Source organism: Streptomyces sp. MMS24-W38 (assembly GCF_059889265.1).
This window is the reverse complement of the sequence record NZ_JCBCPP010000001.1, coordinates 4,807,661-4,826,286: the sequence shown is the minus strand read 5'-3', so window position 1 is coordinate 4,826,286 and position 18,626 is coordinate 4,807,661. Positions and strand designations below refer to the sequence as shown.

Here is an 18,626-nt window from a genome sequence, read left to right as displayed (position 1 = left end):
AATTATCCGACGGAAGCTCTTGTGGAGTTTCCGGGCAGGGCCCGCAGCCGCCCCCGCACGGCCTCCCACCCCATCGCGTCGGTTTGACGATTACACTGGCCCGCGTGCCTCAACTACGTCTCGCCCTGAATCAGATCGACTCGCGCGTCGGCGACCTCGCCGGCAACGCCGAAGCGATCGTCCGCTGGACCCGGCACTCCGCCGAACAGGGAGCCCACCTCGTGGCGTTCCCGGAGATGGCGCTGACCGGGTACCCCGTCGAGGACCTCGCCCTGAGGTCGTCCTTCGTGGCGGCCTCCCGCGCGGCCCTGCGCTCCCTCGCCGCGCGGCTCGCCGACGAGGGGTTCGGGGAACTGCCCGTCCTCGTCGGCTACCTCGACCGCAGCGCCACCGACCGGCCGAAGTACGGCCGGCCCGCCGGTGCGCCGCGCAACGCGGCGGCCGTGCTGTACGGCGGTGACGTGGTGCTGGGCTTCGCCAAGCACCACCTGCCCAACTACGGCGTCTTCGACGAGTTCCGGTACTTCGTGCCCGGCGAGACCCTGCCCGTTCTGCGGCTGCACGGTGTGGACATCGCCTTCGCCATCTGCGAGGACCTGTGGCAGGACGGCGGGCGGGTGCCGGCCGCCCGGTCGGCGCGGGCCGGGCTGCTCCTGTCGGTCAACGCCTCGCCGTACGAGCGGAACAAGGACGACACCCGGCTCGAGCTCGTGCGCAAGCGGGCCCAGGAGGCGGGGTGCACGACGGCCTACCTCGCGATGACCGGCGGGCAGGACGACCTCGTCTTCGACGGTGACTCGATCGTCGTCGACCGGGACGGCGAGGTCGTGGCGCGCGCACCGCAGTTCACCGAGGAGTGCGTGGTGCTGGACCTCGACCTGCCGACGGCCGCCGCCGACGCGCCCGCCGCCGGCGAGGTCGTCGACGACGGACTGCGGATCGACCGCGTCGTCCTGTCCGAGGCACCGCTGCCCGCCTACCCGGCGGAGCGCGGGGGGACGCACGCGAAGCCGCTCGACGACGACGAAGAGGTGTACTCCGCGCTGGTCACGGGGCTTCGGGCGTACGTCGGGAAGAACGGGTTCGAGTCCGTGCTGATCGGGCTGTCCGGTGGCATCGACTCGGCGCTCGTCGCCGCGATCGCCTGCGACGCGGTGGGTCCGGAGCACGTGTACGGCGTCTCGATGCCGTCCAAGTACTCCTCGGACCACTCCAGGGACGACGCTGCGGAGCTGGCACGGCGGACCGGGCTGAACTACCGGACGGTCTCCATCGAGCCGATGTTCGACGCGTACATGGGGGCGCTGGGGCTGTCCGGGCTGGCGGAGGAGAACCTCCAGTCCAGGTTGCGCGGGACGACGCTCATGGCGATCTCCAACCAGGAGGGCCACATCGTGCTGGCGCCGGGCAACAAGTCGGAGCTGGCCGTCGGTTACTCGACGCTGTACGGGGACTCGGTGGGGGCGTACGGGCCCATCAAGGACGTGTACAAGACGTCGGTGTTCCGGCTCGCCGAGTGGCGGAACCGGGCGGCGCGGGAGCGGGGGCAGACGCCGCCGATCCCGGACAACTCGATCACGAAGCCCCCGAGCGCCGAGCTGCGGCCGGGACAGGTCGACACGGACTCGCTGCCGGACTACCCGGTGCTCGACGCGATCCTCGAGCTGTACGTCGACCGGGACCGCGGGGCGGACGAGATCGTCGCGGGCGGGTTCGACGCGGAGCTGGTGAAGAAGACGCTGCGGATGGTCGACCGGGCCGAGTACAAGCGGCGGCAGTACCCCCCGGGGACGAAGATCTCCCCGAAGGGGTTCGGCAAGGACCGCCGGCTGCCGATCACAAGCGGCTGGCGGGAGTAGCGGCCGGGGCCTGCGCCTGCTGGGGCACGTGGCCGGTGACGACGCGGTCCCGGTTCGGGGACGGGGCCGCGGTGGGCGACGTCCTGCGGTCCACCGTGTGGGCCACCGCGGCCACACCGATGCCGAGGGCGGCCAGCAGGGCGCCCGCGAGGGCCGGGGACGTCGTCCCGAAACCGGCCGCGAGCGTCAGGCCGCCGACCCAGGCGCCTCCGGCGTTGCCCAGGTTGAAGGCCGCCTGGTTGGCGGACGAGGCCAGGGAGGGAGCCGCCGCCGCCTTCTCCATGACCATCAACTGGAGCGGGGAGCCGGTGGCGAAGGCGGCCGTGCCGAGGAGGGTCACGGCCACGGCCGCGCCCGCCTCGGTGCGCATCAGGAGGGGGAAGAGCGCCAGGACCGCCGTCAGCGCGGCCAGGCCGCCGAAGAGGGTGGCGCGCAGGGAGTGGTCGGCCAGCCGGCCGCCCAGCAGGTTGCCGGCCGTGGCTCCGACGCCGAACAGGGCGAGCAGCAGCGTCACGCTCGCTTCGGCGTAGCCGGCGGAGTCCGTCAGCATCGGCGTAATGTAGCTGTACGCCGCGAAGAGCCCGCCGAAGCCCGCCACCGTGGTGCCGAGCGCCAGCCAGACGGGCAGGGAGCGCAGGGTGGCCAGTTCGCCGCGCAGACCGGCCGTGGGGGCGGCGGGGGTGTGGTCCGCCGGGATCAGCAGGGCCAGGGCGGCTATGGCGGCCAGGCCGATCGCGCTGACGCCGAGGAAGGTCACCCGCCAGCCGAGGTGCTGGCCCATGAAGGTGGCCGCGGGGACACCCACCACGTTGGCCGTCGTCAGGCCCAGGAACATCAGGGAGACCGAGCGGGCCTTGCGGTCGGGTGTCACCATGTCGGCGGCGACCACCGCGCCCACACCGAAGAAGGCACCGTGCGGGAGACCGCTGAGGAAGCGCGCGGCCAGCAGCCAGTTGTGGTCGGGGGCGAACGCCGAGAGCGCGTTGCCCGCGACGAAGAGGACCATCAGGGCGATCAGCACCGTGCGCCGGGAGATCCTCGCCGTCGCGGCGGCGAGCAGCGGGGCGCCGACGACCACACCGAGGGCGTAGGCAGAGACCAGGTGGCCGGCGCTCGGGATGGAGATGTTCAGGTCGTCCGCGACGTCCGGGAGCAACCCCATGATCACGAACTCGGTGGTACCGATGCCGAAGGCGCCCACGGCGAGGGCGAGCAGGGCCAGGGGCATGAGGGGACCTTTCGAGGCTGGGTTCCGCGCTGTTCCGCGCATCCATATGTTCAGATGCGGAACAAAGCCTCTCAGGTCCGGTGTTCCGGCGATCGACGCACAGGTTGCCGACGGCCGTACGGGCGGGGTTGACCTGGGGTTTCAGTCGCCCGGTGTGGCGAGCTTCACGCGGGCCGCGATCGGCAGGTGGTCGCTCGCCGTCCTCGGGAGCGACCACGAACTCTCCGGCTCCGCGCCCTTGACCATGATCTGGTCGATCCGCGCCATCGGGAACGCCGCCGGCCAGCTGAAACCGAACCCGCTGCCCGCCGCCCCCTGGGTGGAACGCATCTGGGAGGTGACGGCGTTCAGGGCGCGGTCGTTCATCGTGCCGTTCAGGTCGCCGAGCAGGACGACGTTCTCCAGCGGCTCCCGGGCGATGGCGGAGCCCAGGGCGTCGGCGCTCTTGTCACGCTGACGTGCGGTGAAGCCGGCCTCCAACTTCACGCGCACCGAGGGGAGATGGGCGACGTACACCGCGACCTGCGCCTCGGGCGCCGTCACCGTGGCCCGCATCGCGCGCTCCCAGCCCAGACGGATGTCGACGGCCGCCACGTCGCTCAGCGGGTACTTGCTCCACAGTCCGACCGTGCCGACCACCGCGTGGTACTTGTACGTCGGCGCCAGCGCCCTCTCGTACGTCGGAACCTCGGAGGCCTTCAGCTCCTCCAGGGCCAGGACGTCCGCCCCCGAGGCGGCGACGTCGCGGGCGGTGCCGAACGGGTCCGGGTTCTCGGCGTTGACGTTGTGCGTGGCCACCGTGAGGTCGCCGCCGGGGCCGGTCCGGTCGATGAGCAGACCGCCGAAGAGGTTCAGCCAGACGACCGCGGGCAGCAGCACCGCCACCAGGGCGGTGGCGGATCTGCGGACCAGGGCCAGCAGGAGGATGACCGGGACGGCCAGCCCCAGCCAGGGCAGGAACGTCTCGATCAGACTGCCCAGGTTGCCGACCACGTTGGGGATGTGGGCGCGGGCCAGCATGACCAGGGCGAGCAGGACCGCGAGCACGGCCGGCACCACGCCCCGGCGCCAGATGCGGCGGTCCCCGCGCCAGCCCCGGGTCATGCGGTCCCACAGGCGCCGAAGCCCGGAGGTCCGACGCTCGGGCCCCGAGCCGCCGTTGTCCCTCTCCGTCACGTACGCCTGCTGCGCCATACCGTCGCCTCACACCTTGCCGTGCACACCGTCACTCCTGTGTGCAAGACCCTAGGGGTTGGCACCTCTCCCAGCCGAAGCAGGGGGATTCAGCCCTCGCGGGTTGAGCTTTCTGCTTCATCGACAGCAGCCGACCCGAACAAACGGCAGGGGCTGGTGTACCAGCCATCGGTCTTACGCCGGCTCCACAGACCTGACATCCCGCCAGCCCGGCGGTAGACCCGACTGGCTTGGTTTTCACCAGTCGGGCGAAGCCGACTCTACCACTCAATCCACCCAACTCCCGCTGCACGGCGGGACGGTCCTTCGCCCTGGGGACGGAACGCGCACATCGAGACGGCCGTGGCAGGGCGTGGCGACCGTGCCAGGCCGGGGGCGGGTCGGGTGGGCGGTCAAGCCCTGCCGACGGGACGCAGGCCCTGGAGCAGCGTGTCGACAACCTGTTCGGCGAGGCCGTCCGGCAGTCCGGCGTCGGGGCGCAGGAGGGTGCGGACGAGCAGGGGGCCGACGACGATGTCGTTCAGCAGCTCCAGGTCGACGTCGGCGCGGAGTTCGCCGTTCTCCCGGCCGCGGCGCAGCACCTCCAGGCCGAGCCGGCGGCGCGGCAGGATGACGGTGTTGTGGTAGGCGGCCCAGATCTTCGGGCTGCTCTTCATCTGGGTGTGCACGTTGTGCAGGATCACCGAGGCCCTGCTGGCGAGGCCGCGCCGGCGCAGGGACTCCAGCAGGACGACGAGGTCGTCGCGCATGGAGGTGCCGGGAAGTTCGGGGTCGACCGGTTCGGCGGCGCGCAGGACGTCGACGAAGAGTTCCTCCTTGCCGCTCCAGCGGCGGTAGATGGTGGCCTTGCCGACGCCGGCGGTGCGGGCGATCCGCTCGATGGACAGCTCCGCGAGGGGCACCCCGTCCTCCAGGAGCTTCATCGCACCCTCGATGATGGCGCGTTCCACCGCCTCGCTGCGGGGGCGGCCCCGCGCGGGCCCGTCCGGCCGGGGATCGGCGTCTGCACCGGTGTCGGTGTCGGCGAGGCTCACGTCGCTGCGTCCTTTCCGTGGGGCCGGGGGCGACCGGTGGGGACGATTCTCCCCGGTGTCCGGTGGGCCGGCCCACCACCCCTTCGGCCGTCACTTCCTCGTCGACACCAACTCCTCTTCCTTCTCGTCCCCTTCGGGCGCCGGTGTCCGGCCCGGCAGGAACAGCCCGACGACGATCGCGCCGATCACCGCGACACCCGCTCCCCCCAGCGCCGTGACGTGCATGGCGTGCAGGAACGCGTCGTTCGCCGGTCCGACCAGGGCGTCACCGCGCGGGCCGAGCCGGGCCGCGACGCCCAGGGTGGCCTCGATGGACTCGCCGGCGGACTCCCGCAGGCCCGGCGGCAGCAGGACCAGCTTGTCCTCGATGTGCGAGCGGTACGCGGTGGACAGCACCGAACCGAGGACGGCGATGCCCAGGGCGCCGCCGAGCTGGCGGAAGGTGTTGCTGAGCGCAGAGGCCGAGCCCGCCTTCTCCCGCGGCAGCGTCTGCATGATCACGACGCTGACCGGCGTCATGATGTTCGCCATGGCGGCACCCATCAGGAAGAAGATCACCTCGAGGACCCAGATCGGCGTGTCCCCGTCCAGCAGGCAGAACCCGGCCAGCATCGCCGCGAGGAGCAGCATGCCGCCGGTGGTGGTCGCCCTGTTGCCGAAGCGGTTCACCAGCAGCCGGGCCCGCGGCGCGAAGATCATCTGCGCGGCGGCCAGCGGCAGCATCAGCAGACCGGTCTCCAGCGGCGTGTACCCGCGCACGCTCTGCGTGTAGAACACCGCGAAGAACATCACGCCCAACAGCGCGAAGAAGACCAGCGCGATCGCGACGATCGCGGCCGAGAAGACCTTGTTCCTGAAGTACGCCATGTCGATGGACGGGTGCGTGCTGCGCTTCTCGAACACCACGAACGCGGCGAGTACGGCGAGACCGGCGCCGATGGTCGCCAGCACGGTGGCGTCGGTGAAGTCGGCGAGCTGGCCGCCCTTGATGATGCCGTAGACCAGCAGGACCAGACCGACCACGGACAGGGAGACGCCGACGGGATCGATCCGGCCGGGGTCCGGGTCGCGGGAGTCCGGCACCAGCCACAGCATCAGGGCGAGGGCGGTCAGCACGATCGGCACGTTGACCAGGAAGACCGAGCCCCACCAGAAGTGCTCCAGGAGCGCTCCGCCGGTGACCGGGCCGATCGCGATGGCGAGACCCACCCCGCCCGCCCAGATGCCGATGGCCTTCGGCTGCTCCTCGCGTTCGAAGACGTTCATCAGCACGGCCAGCGTCGCCGGCATCACGAACGCGGCGCCCAGTCCCATCACCGCGCGGAAGCCGATCAGCTCCGCCGGGGTGCCGGAGAACGCGGCGAGTGCCGAGCCGAGGCCGAACACCGCGAGGCCCCCGAGCAGCACTTTCTTGCGGCCGAGCCGGTCGCCGAGCAGGCCCGCCGTGAACAGCAGGCCCGCGAAGACGAGCGTGTAGGCGTTGATCGCCCACTCCAGCTCGCTCTGCGTGGCGCCCAGGCCGGTGGGAGCGGGCGTGGAGATCGTCTTGATGGCGACGTTCAGGATCGAGCTGTCCAGGACGACGATCAGCAGGCTCAGGATGAGCACGCCGAGGATCACCCAGCGGCGCCGGTGCACGTGTTCCGGTATCCGGCGGGCCGGGGCGGTGGGAGAAGTCATGCGGCCACCGTAGGACCATTTCGATACGAGACCGTCTCGTATCGAAACCCTTTTGCCGAGACCTTGCCGGGGCATTGCACCGCCTTTCGCGGGGCTTTGCGCGTTCGACCGGGAGTCCGGGACGGCGGCCGGGCGGAACCCGCAGACCTCCCCTAGGCACCGGCCCGCTCGGAATGCCACCATGGAGGGGATCCGGGGACGCCGTCAGGGCGCCTCGAGATGACCTGTTAGGAGCCGTTGCAATGACGCAGCTTTCGGCTGCCCCGACTGGCAAGTCAGTCCCCTCCGACGGCAGCAAGACGCTGTACGGAGGCAAGGGCACCCGCCGTATCACCGTCCGCGAGATCGCTCTCGCCAAGGAACGCGGCGAGAAGTGGCCCATGCTCACCGCCTACGACGCGGCGACCGCGTCCGTCTTCGACGAGGCCGGCATCCCGGTCATGCTCGTCGGCGACTCGGCGGGCAACTGCCACCTCGGGTACGAGACCACCGTGCCCGTCACCCTCGACGAGATGACCATGCTGTCCGCCGCCGTGGTCCGCGGCACCCAGCGCGCCCTGATCGTCGCCGACCTGCCCTTCGGCTCGTACCAGGAGGGGCCGGTGCAGGCGCTGCGCTCGGCGACCCGGCTGGTGAAGGAGGCCGGTGTCGGTGCCGTCAAGCTGGAGGGCGGTGAGCGCTCGCACCGGCAAATCGAGCTGCTGGTCGAGTCCGGCATCCCGGTGATGGCGCACATCGGCCTGACCCCGCAGTCCGTGAACGCCATGGGCTACCGCGTCCAGGGGCGCGGCGAGGAGGCCGCGCAGCAGCTGCTGCGAGACGCCAAGTCCGTGCAGGACGCGGGCGCCTTCGCCGTCGTACTGGAACTGGTGCCGGCGGAGCTGGCCGCCGAGGTGACCCGGACCCTGCACATCCCCACCGTCGGGATCGGCGCGGGAGCCGGAACCGACGCGCAGGTGCTGGTGTGGACCGACATGCTCGGGCTGACCGGCGGCCGGATGCCGAAGTTCGTCAAGCAGTACGCGAACCTGCGGGAGGTCATGGGCGGCGCGGCGAAGGCCTTCGCCGAGGACGTCGTCGGCGGAACGTTCCCGCAGGAGGAGCACTCCGTCCACTGAGCGCCGAGCGCTGAGCGCTTCCGCTGAACCAACGCCGCACCACGACGGGCCCGCCGATCTTCCCCCAATCGGCGGGCCCGTCGCCCGTGAGGGCCGGCGTTCCTGGGGGCTGCGCCCCCAGACCCCCGTCGGCCTGGACGGCCTCGTCCCCAATCTCCCCCAAGCTCTACGAGCAGGGGGTGCCCCCAGACGGGCTGACAACCCGGCCTCGCCGACAAAGTTCCCGTCCCTGTCGGAAGTCTGTCGGGGGTTTGTCAGTGGGGGGTGGCAGTCTCGGGGGCATGACGCGAAACGACAACGACTCCGGGGGCGCGGGCAGTGCCGTCACCGTGCGGGGGCTGGTCAAGCACTACGGCGAGACCAAGGCGCTGGACGGTGTCGACCTGGATGTCCGCGAGGGCACCGTGATGGGGGTGCTCGGGCCGAACGGGGCCGGCAAGACGACCCTCGTACGGATCCTGTCCACCCTGCTCGCCCCGACCGCCGGCCGGGCCACCGTCGCCGGTTACGACGTGGTCCGCCAGCCCCGGCAGCTGCGCCGGGTGATCGGGCTGACCGGGCAGTACGCCTCCGTGGACGAGAAGCTCTCCGGCTGGGAGAACCTCTACATGATCGGCCGGCTGCTCGACCTGCCCCGCAAGGAGGCCCGCGCCCGCGCCGACGGGATGCTGGAGCGGTTCTCGCTCACCGAGGCTGCCCGGCGCCCGGCGGCCACCTACTCCGGCGGCATGCGGCGCCGGCTGGACCTGGCCGCCTCGATGATCGGCCGGCCGACCGTGCTGTTCCTGGACGAGCCGACCACCGGACTGGACCCGCGCACCCGCAACGAGGTGTGGGTCGAGGTCAAGCGGCTGGTCGGGGACGGGGTGACGGTGCTGCTGACCACCCAGTACATGGAGGAGGCCGAGCAGCTCGCCTCCGAACTGACCGTCGTGGACCGCGGCAAGGTCATCGCGAGCGGCGGCATCGAGGAGCTGAAGGCCAGGGTCGGCGGCCGTACCCTGCGCATCCGTCCGGCCGATCCGCTCCAGCTGCGCCCGCTCGCCGACGCTCTCGACGGCCTGGGCATCACCGGGCTCGCGAGCGCGGCCGTGGACACCGAGCGGGGTGCCGTCCTGGTCCCGATCCTCAGCGACGAGCAGCTGACCGCGGTGGTCGGCGCCGTCACCGCGCGTGGCCTCACCCTCGCCTCCATCACCACCGAACTGCCCAGCCTGGACGAGGTGTTCCTGTCCCTCACCGGCCACCGCGCCAGTGCCCCGCAGGACGTCGTGTCCGCCGAGACCGCCGATACCCACGAGGAGGCCGCCGCATGAGTTCCGCGACGACCGTGACCACTTCCGGCGACGCGCCCGGATCGACCGACGGGCCCGGATCGACCGACGGATCCGAAGCGGCTCCCGTGATCAGCGCGGACGGCCGTATCCCGCTCCGTTCCCATCTGCGCCACACCGGCGCGCTGGTCCGCCGCAACCTGCTGTGGATCCGGCAGGACCCGGAGTCCATGTTCGACGCCGTGCTGTTCCCGATCGTCTTCACGCTGCTGTTCGTGTACGTCTTCGGCGGCTCGATCGGGCAGGCGCTGGGCGGCGGGCAGGAGGCGTACGTCCAGTACATCGTGCCCGGCCTGATGGCCATGATGGGCATGAACATGGCCATGGGGGTGGGCACCGGCTTCAACCAGGACTTCAACACGGGTGTCATGGACCGTTTCCGGTCGCTGCCCATCGGCCGCGGCTCGGTGCTCTTCGCCAAGATCGCGGTCGAGATACTGCGGATGCTGATCGCCACCACGATCCTCCTGGTCGTCGGTGTCCTGGTCGGCTTCGACATCACCCGCTGGCCGGGGCTGTTCGCCGCCGTGGGGCTGTCCGTGGTGTTCGGCTCCGCCCTCATGTGGATCTTCATCACGCTGGGCGTGACGATGAAGAACGCGCAGTCGGTGCAGGCGATGGGCTTCCTGGTGCTGATGCCGCTGCAGTTCGGTTCGTCGATCTTCGCGCCGACCGGGTCGATGCCGGGCTGGCTGCAGAGCTTCACCGAGTACAACCCGCTGTCCTCACTGGCGGACGCCGCGCGCGGGCTGATGGTGGGCGGCCCGGTCGCGCACGACCTGTGGATGACGCTTGCCTGGTCGGTGGGGATCACCGCGGTGATGGCACCCATCGCGATCCACAAGTTCCGCACCAAGAGCTGACCGTCCGAGCCCGCCCGGCCCGGCGGTCGCTCCGCCGGGCCGGGCCGCCCGCCATGTCGAGTGACACGCCGGACCGGATGGCGTGTCGTGCCGGGAAACGCACAGGTCCGCCGGGCGACCCGGCGGACCTGGTGCCGTACCCGCCCGGGGCCGCGCGACCCGCCGGGCCGAGTGGCGCGCCGTACCGGGCGGTGCACTCCGCCGTACCGGGAACCACGCGGACTCAGACCAGGGCGGCGGCCTTCTCCGGGGAGAGGGCGGTGCCCTCGGCGTACGCGGCCTCGTAGGCCGGGTCGCCGAGGGCGGCCCGGGCTCGCCGTTCGGCCAGCACGCGCACCTCGCGCTCCATGCGGGCGGCGACATGGCCGGGGGGCAGCGAGGCGTCGGCGGCACCGAGGCAGCAGGCCGCGTCCCGGGCGCGCCGCCCGCCGTCCACCCTGGCCAGTGCCGTGGCGCCCATGGTCAGATGCGTCGCGCGCATGTGGGAGGCGATGGCCACGGCCAGCGGATCCCCGGATCGCGCGAGCGCCGCGCGGAGGGTGACCAGCGCCTGTTCGTCGTGCCCGTCGACGATGTCCAGCCAGCCCTCGGCACCGAGGATGAGCGCGTCGAAGACGACGTAGTGCGCGATACGGAACTCCTCGCGCAGCGCTCGCAGTTGGGCCCGCGCCTCGGCGGTCCGGCCGGTCATGCCGAGCCAGCCGGTCAGAAAGAGCCGGGCGGCGGGCATCGCCGCGTTGTGCCTGTCGCCCGGCAGGTCGACGACCTCGCGCAACAGCCGCTCGCCACGCTCCTCCTCACCCGCCTCCAGCAGCGCGCTGCCCAGCCGGGCGGTGAGCACCGCCACCTGGGTGCGGGCACCGAGACGTTCGGCGCACTCGATCGCCGCCTCGTAGTCCGTGGCGGCGAGCCGGTACTCGCCGCCACGTTCGCGTGCCTCTGCGCGCGCGGAGAGGGCCTCGGCGGTGCCCCAGGCGTCCCCGAGACGCCGGTAGATCTGCAGGGCCTCGTCGGCGTCGCGCTGCGCGTCGCCCGCCCGGTCGCTGCGGTTGGCGAGGAGGTTGGCCCGCACCTGCAGGGTGGAGGCCAGCTCCCAGTCGAATCCGGGCGTCCGCCGGCAGGTGCGGACACCGGCGTCGGCGGCGGCGCGCAGCGTGCTCACGTCGCCGGTCAGCATCAGGGCGAACCCCCAGAACGTGCCGGGCGGACGGCAGGTCTGCGGCATGCCGGGCTCGTAGGCCGCGGCGATGAGGCGCAGCCTGTGTTGCGCCTGCGGGGTCTGCCAGTCGTCCAGCTCCGTGTCCATCTGCGCCATATGGGCCAGATGCACGCCGCGTCGGGCCTCGGCGAGCACCTCGCCGGCCAGCGGCGGCGGGGCGTCGGTGCAGCGTTGCCACAACGCGGCGGTGGGACGCACCGGTTCGGCGAACGGGTCCGGGCCGAGCGCCATGACCTCACGGCACCAGTTGCGGGCCTCGATCCGTTGGTCGCGCATCTGCCAGTACCAGACCAGCGACAGCGTCAGGCACAGCGCCTCGTGCTCGTCGCGCGCGGCGACGGCGTGCCGCAGCGCAGTGCGCAGATTCTCGTACTCACGCTCCAGTTTCTGGATGGCTCCGAGTTGCTCCGGTCCACGCAGCAACGGGTCGGTGGTGCGGGCGAGTTCGCGGTAGTACGTCAGATGCGCACGCTCGGCCCCGGCCCGCTGCCCGGCCTCGTCGAGGCGTTCGGCCGCGTACTCGGCGACCGTCTCCAGCAACCGGTAGCGCATCCCGGCACCGTCCGAAGGGGCCGCCACCACCAGGGACTTGTCCACGAGCGACCCGAGCGCGTCCAGGGCCACCGGCCCGCAGACGGCCTCGGCGGCGGCGAGGTCGCAGCCGCCGGCGAAGACGGACAGCCGCCGCAGCACGTCCCGTTCGTCCGCGTCGAGCAGGTCCCAGGACCAGTCGACGACGGCCCGCAGGGTCTGCTGGCGGTGCCGCGCGGTGCGGCTGCCGGAGGTGAGCAGCCGGAAGCGGTCGTCGAGGCGGTCGGCGATCTGGCGCGGGGTCAGCATCCGCAGCCGGGCGGCGGCGAGTTCGATGGCGAGGGGCAGCCCGTCGAGCCGGCGACAGATCTCCGCGCACGCTTCCGGATCGTCGTCGACGCGGAAGCCGGGGCGGGCCGCGGCCCCGCGGTCGGCGAGCAGCCGCAGCGCGACCGGCTCCGGCAGCGGCTCCACCGGGCGCAGCAACTCCCCCGGTACGCCCAGGGGTTCGCGACTGGTGGCGAGCACGGTGAGGCCTGGGCAGCGCTCCAGCAGCGCCTGGGCCAGCCGGGCGGCGGCGTCCACGACGTGCTCGCAGTTGTCCAGGACGAGCAGCATGCGACGCCTGCCGCAGTGCTCGGCGAGCCGGTCCAGGGGGTCGTCACCGCGGTCGGCTCCTGCCGCCCGCATGCTCTCGGCGCCGGCGCCGTACAGCACGGTCTCGCGGGCACCGACGGCGGTGACCACCGCCTCGGGGACGTCGGCGGGGTCGTCGACCGGGGCGAGTTCGGCCAGCCACACTCCGTCCGGGGTGTGCTGCCGGACGGCCTCGGCGGCCTCCTGCGACAGCCTGGTCTTGCCGGCCCCGCCCGGCCCGAGCAGGGTGACCAGCCGGGCGGCGGCGAGATCGTGGCGGATCGCCTCGATGTCGGCCTCCCGGCCGACGAAGGAGGTCAGCCGGGCCCGCAGGTTGCCGGGCGGCCGGGGGGACCCGGACGGCGGCTCCGGTGCGGGCGTGTCCGGGATCAGCAACTCGGCGTGCAGGGCGCGCAGTTCGCCGCCGGGATCGGAGCCGAGGCGGTCCGCGAGCAGCCGCCGTACGTCCTCGTACGCGGCCAGCGCCTCGGCGCTGCGGCCCGCGTCGCGCAGGGCGCGCAGCCGCAGCGCCTGAAGGGGCTCGTCGAGCGGATGGCTGTCGCACAGGGCGGTCAGCTCGGGCAGCGCCTGCTCGGCCCGGCCGAGGGCGAGGGCCGCGCCGTGCCGGGCGCGCAGGGCGTCCAGGCGCCGGGTGTCGAGCCTGGCCGCCTCGGCGGTGCGGTCGGGCAGGTCGGCGAGGGCGGGACCGAGCCACAGGGCGAGGGCCTCGTCGAGCACGGCGCCCGCCCCGGCCGGGTCCCCGTCGGACAGCGCGCGCAGGCCCTCTGTGGCCAGCCGCTCGAAACGGTGCAGGTCGATGTCGTCGGGCGCGGCCGTGAGCCGGTAGCCGCCGTCGTCGGAGGCCACCGCGTCCGCGCCGAGCGCCCGGCGCAGCCGCCCCACCAGTGCTTGCAGCGCCCCCGTCGCGTCGGCGGGCGGGTCGCCGTCCCACACCTCGTCGACGAGCAACCGCACCGGCACCGTACGGCCGGCCCGCAGCGCGAGCACGGTCAGCAGCGCACGCAGCCGCGCCCCGCCGACCGGGACGGCGGTGCCGTCGGGGCGGAGTGCCTGTGTGATGCCGAGAACGCGATAGCGCACGGGGTCCATTGTCTCCGGTGGTGCGGGGGCGATCACGGGTCGGGGCCGGGGCGGTGCCGGGTCCGGGCCGGGGCGGGCCGGGCGCCCTCGTCCCACCCTCTCCGGAACCGGTGGCCGGCGCGAGACGTTTTCCGGGTGCGCCCGGTACGGTCGGGCAGTCCGCCCCGCGTGCCGCCGTGCGCCCGACGAGCAGTCCAGGGAGCCCCATGACCACCGCCGCCACCCGCCGCAGCGACCGGAGGATCAGCCCCGTCTTCCTGGGCATCCTGGCCGTCACGGCGGTGGCGGGATGGGCCACCTGGACCGGGTTCGCGGACCGGACCGGCTTCGCCGTGTTCCTGTTCGTGACCGCCGCCTGGGTCGTCTCGCTGTGCCTGCACGAGTACGCGCACGCGCGCACCGCGCTGCACAGCGGCGACATCTCGATCGGCGCGAAGGGCTACCTGACGCTGAACCCGCTGAAGTACACGCACGCCCTGCTCAGCATCGTGCTCCCCGTGGTGTTCGTGATCATGGGGGGCATCGGTCTGCCGGGCGGGGCGGTGTTCATCGAGCGGGGCCGGATCCGGGGGCGCTGGCGGCACAGTCTGATCTCGGCAGCGGGTCCCCTGACGAACGTCCTGTTCGCGGCGGTGTGCACGGCACCGTTCTGGCTGGGCGCGCTGGACGGCGTACCGGTCCACTTCCGGTTCGCGCTGGCGTTCCTCGCGCTGCTCCAGGTGACGGCCGCGATCCTGAACTTCCTGCCGGTGCCGGGACTGGACGGCTACGGCGTGCTCGAGCCCTGGCTGTCGCACGGGTTCCGGCGGCAGGTGGAGCCGTTCGCACCGTTCGGTCTGCTGTTCGTGTTCGCGCTGCTGTGGCTGCCCGCGGTGAACGGTGTGTTCTTCGACGTGGTCGACTCGATCCTGTCGGCCCTGGGCATCCACGAGTTCGAGACGTACTGCGGCCTGGAGCTGTTCCGCTTCTGGCAGGGCACGAACGAGCTCTGCGCGGTGGGCTCGTGACGGCGCGGGTCGTCAGCCGGTGGCGGAACCGGACCTCGACAGGTGACGGAGCCGGCCCGTCAGCACGTGGCGGAGTGGTCCGCCTGGGCGGCCTGTGCCGCCCGCAGTTCCTTCTGCGCCCGGGTGCGCCGCACGTAGTACCAGGTCATGTTGGACGACAGGCCCACGAGCAGGATCCAGACGACGCCCAGCAACCAGCTGCCCCGGGCGAAGGACACGACGGCCGCGGCGACGGCGAGGAGGCAGACGATGAAGGCGTAGAGAGCGAGGCGGGGCATGGCGGCTGGGCTCCTGTCGGGGGACACTGCTTCGTCGACCAGTGTCCCCCATCGCCTCATACGTCCGTGACGCGGAGCCCGGCGTGTGCCTTGTAGCGGCGGTTGACGGAGATCAGGTTGGCGACCAGCGCCTCCACCTGGTGGGCGCCTCGCAGCCGCCCGGCGTAGACGCCCCGCATGCCCGGGATGCGCCCGGCCAGCGCCTGCACGATCTCCACGTCGGCGCGGACCTCGCCGAGCACCATCACGTCGGTGTCGATCCGGTCGATCCCCGGGTCCTGGAGCAGCACCGCGGACAGGTGGTGGAAGGCCGCGGTGACCCGGGAGTCCGGCAGCAGGGCCGCGGCCTGCTCGGCGGCGCTGCCCTCCGCGGGCTTCAGCGCGTAGGCGCCCTGCCTGTCGAAGCCGAGCGGGTTGACGCAGTCGACGACGAGCTTGCCGGCCAGTTCCCCGCGCAGGGACTCCAGGGTCGTGCCGTGGCCCTCCCAGGGCACGGCGACGATCACGATGTCGCTGCGGCGGGCGGTCTCGGCGTTGTCGGCGCCCTCGACGCCGTACCCGAGCTCCTCGGCGGCGGCCCGGGCGCGTTCGGCGGAACGCGAGCCGATGATCACCTTCTGGCCGGCCCGGGCGAGCCGGTACGCGAGGCCCTTGCCCTGCGGTCCGGTGCCGCCGAGCACGCCGACGACGAGCCCGGAGACGTCGGGCAGGTCCCAGGGGTCCTTGGCGGGGGCCTTCACGGGGGCGTTCCGGGGCTGCTGTGCGCTGTCGCTGGGGGTACTGGAAGTCATGGCCTGACTCTATGTGCGCGGCGGCGCCGTTTCCGGCGGAGTGAGCCCCGTCACCCCACCGTTCTCCGTGTCCCCCGGGCCGGTGAATCCGCGGCGAACCCCGGGACGCGGCGGCCCGGCCGGGGGCAGGATGCGGCGCCATGGACGCCGTACGGGTCGCGCTGCTGCGCGAAGTGCTCGCCGGGACCGAGTGGCTGGGCGCCACCCGGCGGTTCGCGGGGACGCTGCGGGCCTCGGTGGTGTCGCACGGGGGCGGGCTGCTGATCGTGGGCACACCGGAGTACGAGCCGTGGCACCTGGCGGCGCACCTGGTGGACGAGGCCGCCTGGTCGGGCACGCCGGAGCTGGCCCCGACGCTCGTACGGCACGGCGCGCGCCCCTCGGATCCCGCGCATCTCGCGGTGGGCCTGGGGCGGCTGGAGGCGGCGCGGCGGGGCGAGACGCTGCTGGTGGTGGCGCCCGGGGAGCCCACGGCCCCGCTGTTGGAGCGGGTGTCCGACGCCCGCCGGGCCGGTGCGACGCTGCTGTCCCTCGGCGTCGGCGACGGCGAGCTTCCGGCGCTGGCCCACGAGACGCTGGCCGTCCCCGAGGGCGCCGAGCTGGACCTGGACACCGTGCAGCACCTGGTCAGCGCGGCGGCCGGGGAGAACGCGCTGCCGCCGCGGGGCCGCCGCGGCTTCCGGGACCGGCTGTCCCGGCTGGCGGACCTCCTGACGGCCCCGCCCCCGGCCCGCTGGTGAGCCGGTGCGGGCCCGCCCGTCACATGGCGCTCAGCCCTCGCCGCCTCTGTCGCTGTCGCCCTCGGGGGCGTCGTGCCACTTGGGGTCGTTCTCCCACTGGAGGTTGCGCTCACGCGCCGTCGCCATGGCGTGCTCGGCCTCGGTACGGCTCGTGTAGGGGCCGAAGCGGTCCTTGGCGGGACACTCCGGGCCCTCCTCGACCTTCTGGTGTTCCAGGCAGTAGAACCACTCGCCCGGCTTCCCGACCGTCCGCTTCTTGAACAGGGGCATGACCGGCTCCTCTCGTCACGGAAGATGGTCCCCCGCGGCCACTCAATTAGACTCGCCGCCATGTCTGGCCAGTCGCTGCTCATCCCAGGGGAGCTGTCTCCCACCCGTTCCGTACCCGGAAACATCCGTCGCCCCGAGTACGTCGGAAAGCCCGCTCCCACGCCGTACACCGGTCCGGAGGTGCAGACCCCCGAGACCGTCGAGGCGATGCGGACCGCCGGGCGGATCGCGGCGCGGGCGATGGCGGAGACCGCCAAGCACATCGCGCCCGGTGTGACCACCGACGAGCTGGACCGGGTGGCGCACGAGTACATGTGCGACCACGGCGCCTACCCGTCGACGCTCGGCTACCGGGGTTTCCCCAAGTCGCTGTGCTCCTCGGTCAACGAGGTGATCTGCCACGGCATCCCGGACTCGACGGTGCTGCGCGACGGCGACATCGTCAATCTGGACGTGACGGCGTACATCGGCGGGGTGCACGGCGACAACAACGCGACGTACCTGGTCGGCGACGTGGACGAGGAGAGCCGGCTGCTGGTGGAGCGCACCCGTGAGGCGCTGAACCGGGCGATCAAGGCGGTCAAGCCGGGCCGGCAGATCAACATCATCGGCCGGGTCATCGAGTCGTACGCCAAGCGTTTCGGCTACGGCGTGGTGCGGGACTTCACCGGCCACGGCATCAACACCTCGTTCCACTCCGGCCTGATCGTCCCGCACTACGACAGCCCGCACGCGACGACGGTCATCCAGCCCGGCATGACGTTCACGATCGAGCCGATGCTGACCCTGGGGACCCACGAGTACGACATGTGGGACGACGGCTGGACGGTCGTGACGAAGGACCGCAGGCGAACGGCCCAGTTCGAGCACACCCTGGTGGTGACGGACACGGGCGCGGACATCCTGACCCTGCCCTGACCACCGACCAGCCCTTCGCCTTCGAAGCCCGCCCTCCCCGGAGGGCGGGCTTTCTTTGTGGCGCGAGGGGGTAGGGAGGAGGAAGTTACCGACAACCCGTCGGGAAGCCATTGACTTAGGTAAGCCTAACCATAGAAGATCTGGACTCATGGACTCCTCCTCGCCCTCTTCGACCTTCTCGACCCTCATCCGCACCGCCTCCCACGAGCAGCACACGGAGGCGGAGACCTCGGCCTTCATGAGCGACCTGCTCGGCGGCCGACTGGGCGTGGACGCGTACGCCCGCTACACCGAACAGCTGTGGTTCGTCTACGAGGCGCTGGAGTCGGGCGCGCGACACCTGGCGTCGGACCCGGTGGCCGGCCCCTTCATCCGCCCGGAACTGCTGCGCCTGCCCTCCCTGGAGCAGGACCTGGCCCACCTGCGCGGCCCGGACTGGCGCTCGACCCTGACCGCCCTGCCCGCCACCCGGGCCTACGCCGACCGGGTCGCCGAGTGCGCCCGGGACTGGCCGGCCGGCTACATCGCCCACCACTACACCCGCTACCTCGGCGACCTCTCCGGCGGCCAGATCATCCGCGGCAAGGCGGAGCGCACCTGGGGCTTCCCGAAGAAGGGCGACGGCGTCCGCTTCTACGTCTTCGAGGACATCCCGAACCCCGCCGCCTTCAAGCGCGAGTACCGCGAACTGCTGGACGGAGTCCGCGCGGACGACCTGGAGAAACAGCGCGTCATCACCGAGTGCAAGCAGGCCTTCGCCCTGAACACGGCCGTCTTCCACGCCCTGGGCGAGGAATTCCCCCTGTCCGCCTGACAGGAACGTGT

Annotated in this window: 15 protein-coding genes and 1 pseudogene; 8 read left to right on the top strand and 8 right to left on the bottom strand. The window is 72.3% G+C overall.

What is annotated here, in order from left to right; translation table 11 throughout:
- Nucleotides 1-104 precede the first annotated feature (104 nt).
- Nucleotides 105-1,859 (top strand): NAD+ synthase, encoded by a 1,755-nt coding sequence (locus AC6F7H_RS20965; protein WP_500758460.1) that lies wholly within the window; start codon nt 105-107, stop codon nt 1,857-1,859.
- On the opposite strand, the gene AC6F7H_RS20960 is transcribed toward AC6F7H_RS20965, so the two are convergent.
- The 4 genes from AC6F7H_RS20960 to AC6F7H_RS20945 all read right to left on the bottom strand — a co-directional run bounded on the left by AC6F7H_RS20960 (nt 1,837) and on the right by AC6F7H_RS20945 (nt 6,995).
- The gene (locus tag AC6F7H_RS20960) at nt 1,837-3,087 is read right to left on the bottom strand and encodes an MFS transporter (RefSeq protein ID WP_500758459.1); all 1,251 of its coding nucleotides are present in this window, start codon (nt 3,085-3,087) and stop codon (nt 1,837-1,839) included. The two genes, AC6F7H_RS20965 and AC6F7H_RS20960, sit on opposite strands and share 23 nt — an antisense overlap.
- A gap of 141 nt (nt 3,088-3,228) precedes the next feature.
- On the bottom strand, nt 3,229-4,191 hold the full coding sequence (locus tag AC6F7H_RS20955; protein ID WP_500761979.1) for an endonuclease/exonuclease/phosphatase family protein: 963 nt from the start codon (nt 4,189-4,191) through the stop codon (nt 3,229-3,231).
- A gap of 482 nt (nt 4,192-4,673) precedes the next feature.
- Nucleotides 4,674-5,315 carry a TetR/AcrR family transcriptional regulator gene (locus tag AC6F7H_RS20950; protein WP_500758458.1) on the bottom strand — a complete coding sequence of 214 codons (642 nt, stop codon included), beginning with the start codon at nt 5,313-5,315 and terminating at the stop codon, nt 4,674-4,676.
- Between the two features lie 90 nt (nt 5,316-5,405).
- Nucleotides 5,406-6,995, bottom strand: a complete 1,590-nt coding sequence (locus AC6F7H_RS20945; RefSeq protein WP_500758457.1) for a DHA2 family efflux MFS transporter permease subunit — start codon at nt 6,993-6,995, stop codon at nt 5,406-5,408.
- A 242-nt stretch (nt 6,996-7,237) separates the two neighbouring features.
- Here AC6F7H_RS20945 and panB point away from each other — a divergent pair, with 242 nt between their 5' ends.
- The 3 genes from panB (at nt 7,238) to AC6F7H_RS20930 (ending at nt 10,310) form a co-directional block, all read left to right on the top strand.
- A complete protein-coding gene (panB, locus tag AC6F7H_RS20940) occupies nt 7,238-8,113 on the top strand; it encodes a 3-methyl-2-oxobutanoate hydroxymethyltransferase (protein ID WP_500758456.1) in 876 nt (291 codons plus the stop codon).
- A 281-nt stretch (nt 8,114-8,394) separates the two neighbouring features.
- Nucleotides 8,395-9,429 carry an ATP-binding cassette domain-containing protein gene (locus tag AC6F7H_RS20935; RefSeq protein ID WP_500758455.1) on the top strand — a complete coding sequence of 345 codons (1,035 nt, stop codon included), beginning with the start codon at nt 8,395-8,397 and terminating at the stop codon, nt 9,427-9,429.
- Nucleotides 9,426-10,310: an ABC transporter permease gene (locus tag AC6F7H_RS20930; protein ID WP_500758454.1), complete on the top strand. Its 885-nt coding sequence runs from the start codon at nt 9,426-9,428 to the stop codon at nt 10,308-10,310. The genes AC6F7H_RS20935 and AC6F7H_RS20930 overlap by 4 nt, the downstream gene beginning before the upstream one ends.
- Nucleotides 10,311-10,533: 223 nt before the next feature.
- Here AC6F7H_RS20930 and AC6F7H_RS20925 read toward each other — a convergent pair whose 3' ends face one another.
- Entirely contained in the window at nt 10,534-13,806 is a 3,273-nt protein-coding gene (locus tag AC6F7H_RS20925) for an AfsR/SARP family transcriptional regulator (RefSeq protein WP_500758453.1), read from the bottom strand.
- A gap of 680 nt (nt 13,807-14,486) precedes the next feature.
- On the opposite strand from AC6F7H_RS20925, the pseudogene AC6F7H_RS20920 reads away from it, so the two are divergent.
- A pseudogene (locus AC6F7H_RS20920) lies at nt 14,487-14,609 on the top strand (site-2 protease family protein); the annotation flags it as partial.
- Nucleotides 14,610-14,863: 254 nt separating this feature from the next.
- Here AC6F7H_RS20920 and AC6F7H_RS20915 read toward each other — a convergent pair.
- Nucleotides 14,864-15,082, bottom strand: coding sequence for a hypothetical protein (locus AC6F7H_RS20915; protein WP_500758452.1), 219 nt, complete (start codon nt 15,080-15,082; stop codon nt 14,864-14,866).
- A 56-nt stretch (nt 15,083-15,138) separates the two neighbouring features.
- Nucleotides 15,139-15,873 carry an NADPH-dependent F420 reductase gene (gene npdG, locus AC6F7H_RS20910; protein WP_500758451.1) on the bottom strand — a complete coding sequence of 245 codons (735 nt, stop codon included), beginning with the start codon at nt 15,871-15,873 and terminating at the stop codon, nt 15,139-15,141.
- A 140-nt stretch (nt 15,874-16,013) separates the two neighbouring features.
- Here npdG and AC6F7H_RS20905 point away from each other — a divergent pair, with 140 nt between their 5' ends.
- Nucleotides 16,014-16,613, top strand: a complete 600-nt coding sequence (locus AC6F7H_RS20905; RefSeq protein ID WP_500758450.1) for a hypothetical protein — start codon at nt 16,014-16,016, stop codon at nt 16,611-16,613.
- Between the two features lie 30 nt (nt 16,614-16,643).
- Here AC6F7H_RS20905 and AC6F7H_RS20900 read toward each other — a convergent pair whose 3' ends face one another.
- Nucleotides 16,644-16,883, bottom strand: coding sequence for a hypothetical protein (locus AC6F7H_RS20900; protein ID WP_500758449.1), 240 nt, complete (start codon nt 16,881-16,883; stop codon nt 16,644-16,646).
- Between the two features lie 60 nt (nt 16,884-16,943).
- Between AC6F7H_RS20900 and map the strand changes: the two genes are divergently transcribed.
- Entirely contained in the window at nt 16,944-17,801 is an 858-nt protein-coding gene (map, locus tag AC6F7H_RS20895) for a type I methionyl aminopeptidase (protein ID WP_500758448.1), read from the top strand.
- A gap of 148 nt (nt 17,802-17,949) precedes the next feature.
- Nucleotides 17,950-18,615 carry a biliverdin-producing heme oxygenase gene (locus tag AC6F7H_RS20890; protein WP_500758447.1) on the top strand — a complete coding sequence of 222 codons (666 nt, stop codon included), beginning with the start codon at nt 17,950-17,952 and terminating at the stop codon, nt 18,613-18,615.
- Nucleotides 18,616-18,626: the final 11 nt, after the last annotated feature.

What these genes read in the sequence shown, in the direction of transcription:
- AC6F7H_RS20960 (WP_500758459.1), bottom strand. Translation starts at nt 3,087, where the DNA reads ATGCCCCTGGCCCTGCTCGCCCTCGCCGTGGGCGCCTTCGGCATCGGT.
- AC6F7H_RS20955 (WP_500761979.1), bottom strand. Translation starts at nt 4,191, where the DNA reads ATGACCCGGGGCTGGCGCGGGGACCGCCGCATCTGGCGCCGGGGCGTG.
- AC6F7H_RS20945 (WP_500758457.1), bottom strand. Translation starts at nt 6,995, where the DNA reads ATGACTTCTCCCACCGCCCCGGCCCGCCGGATACCGGAACACGTGCAC.
- panB (WP_500758456.1), top strand. Translation starts at nt 7,238, where the DNA reads ATGACGCAGCTTTCGGCTGCCCCGACTGGCAAGTCAGTCCCCTCCGAC.
- AC6F7H_RS20935 (WP_500758455.1), top strand. Translation starts at nt 8,395, where the DNA reads ATGACGCGAAACGACAACGACTCCGGGGGCGCGGGCAGTGCCGTCACC.
- AC6F7H_RS20930 (WP_500758454.1), top strand. Translation starts at nt 9,426, where the DNA reads ATGAGTTCCGCGACGACCGTGACCACTTCCGGCGACGCGCCCGGATCG.
- AC6F7H_RS20925 (WP_500758453.1), bottom strand. Translation starts at nt 13,806, where the DNA reads ATGGACCCCGTGCGCTATCGCGTTCTCGGCATCACACAGGCACTCCGC.
- AC6F7H_RS20915 (WP_500758452.1), bottom strand. Translation starts at nt 15,082, where the DNA reads ATGCCCCGCCTCGCTCTCTACGCCTTCATCGTCTGCCTCCTCGCCGTC.
- npdG (WP_500758451.1), bottom strand. Translation starts at nt 15,873, where the DNA reads ATGACTTCCAGTACCCCCAGCGACAGCGCACAGCAGCCCCGGAACGCC.
- AC6F7H_RS20905 (WP_500758450.1), top strand. Translation starts at nt 16,014, where the DNA reads ATGGACGCCGTACGGGTCGCGCTGCTGCGCGAAGTGCTCGCCGGGACC.
- AC6F7H_RS20900 (WP_500758449.1), bottom strand. Translation starts at nt 16,883, where the DNA reads ATGCCCCTGTTCAAGAAGCGGACGGTCGGGAAGCCGGGCGAGTGGTTC.
- map (WP_500758448.1), top strand. Translation starts at nt 16,944, where the DNA reads ATGTCTGGCCAGTCGCTGCTCATCCCAGGGGAGCTGTCTCCCACCCGT.
- AC6F7H_RS20890 (WP_500758447.1), top strand. Translation starts at nt 17,950, where the DNA reads ATGGACTCCTCCTCGCCCTCTTCGACCTTCTCGACCCTCATCCGCACC.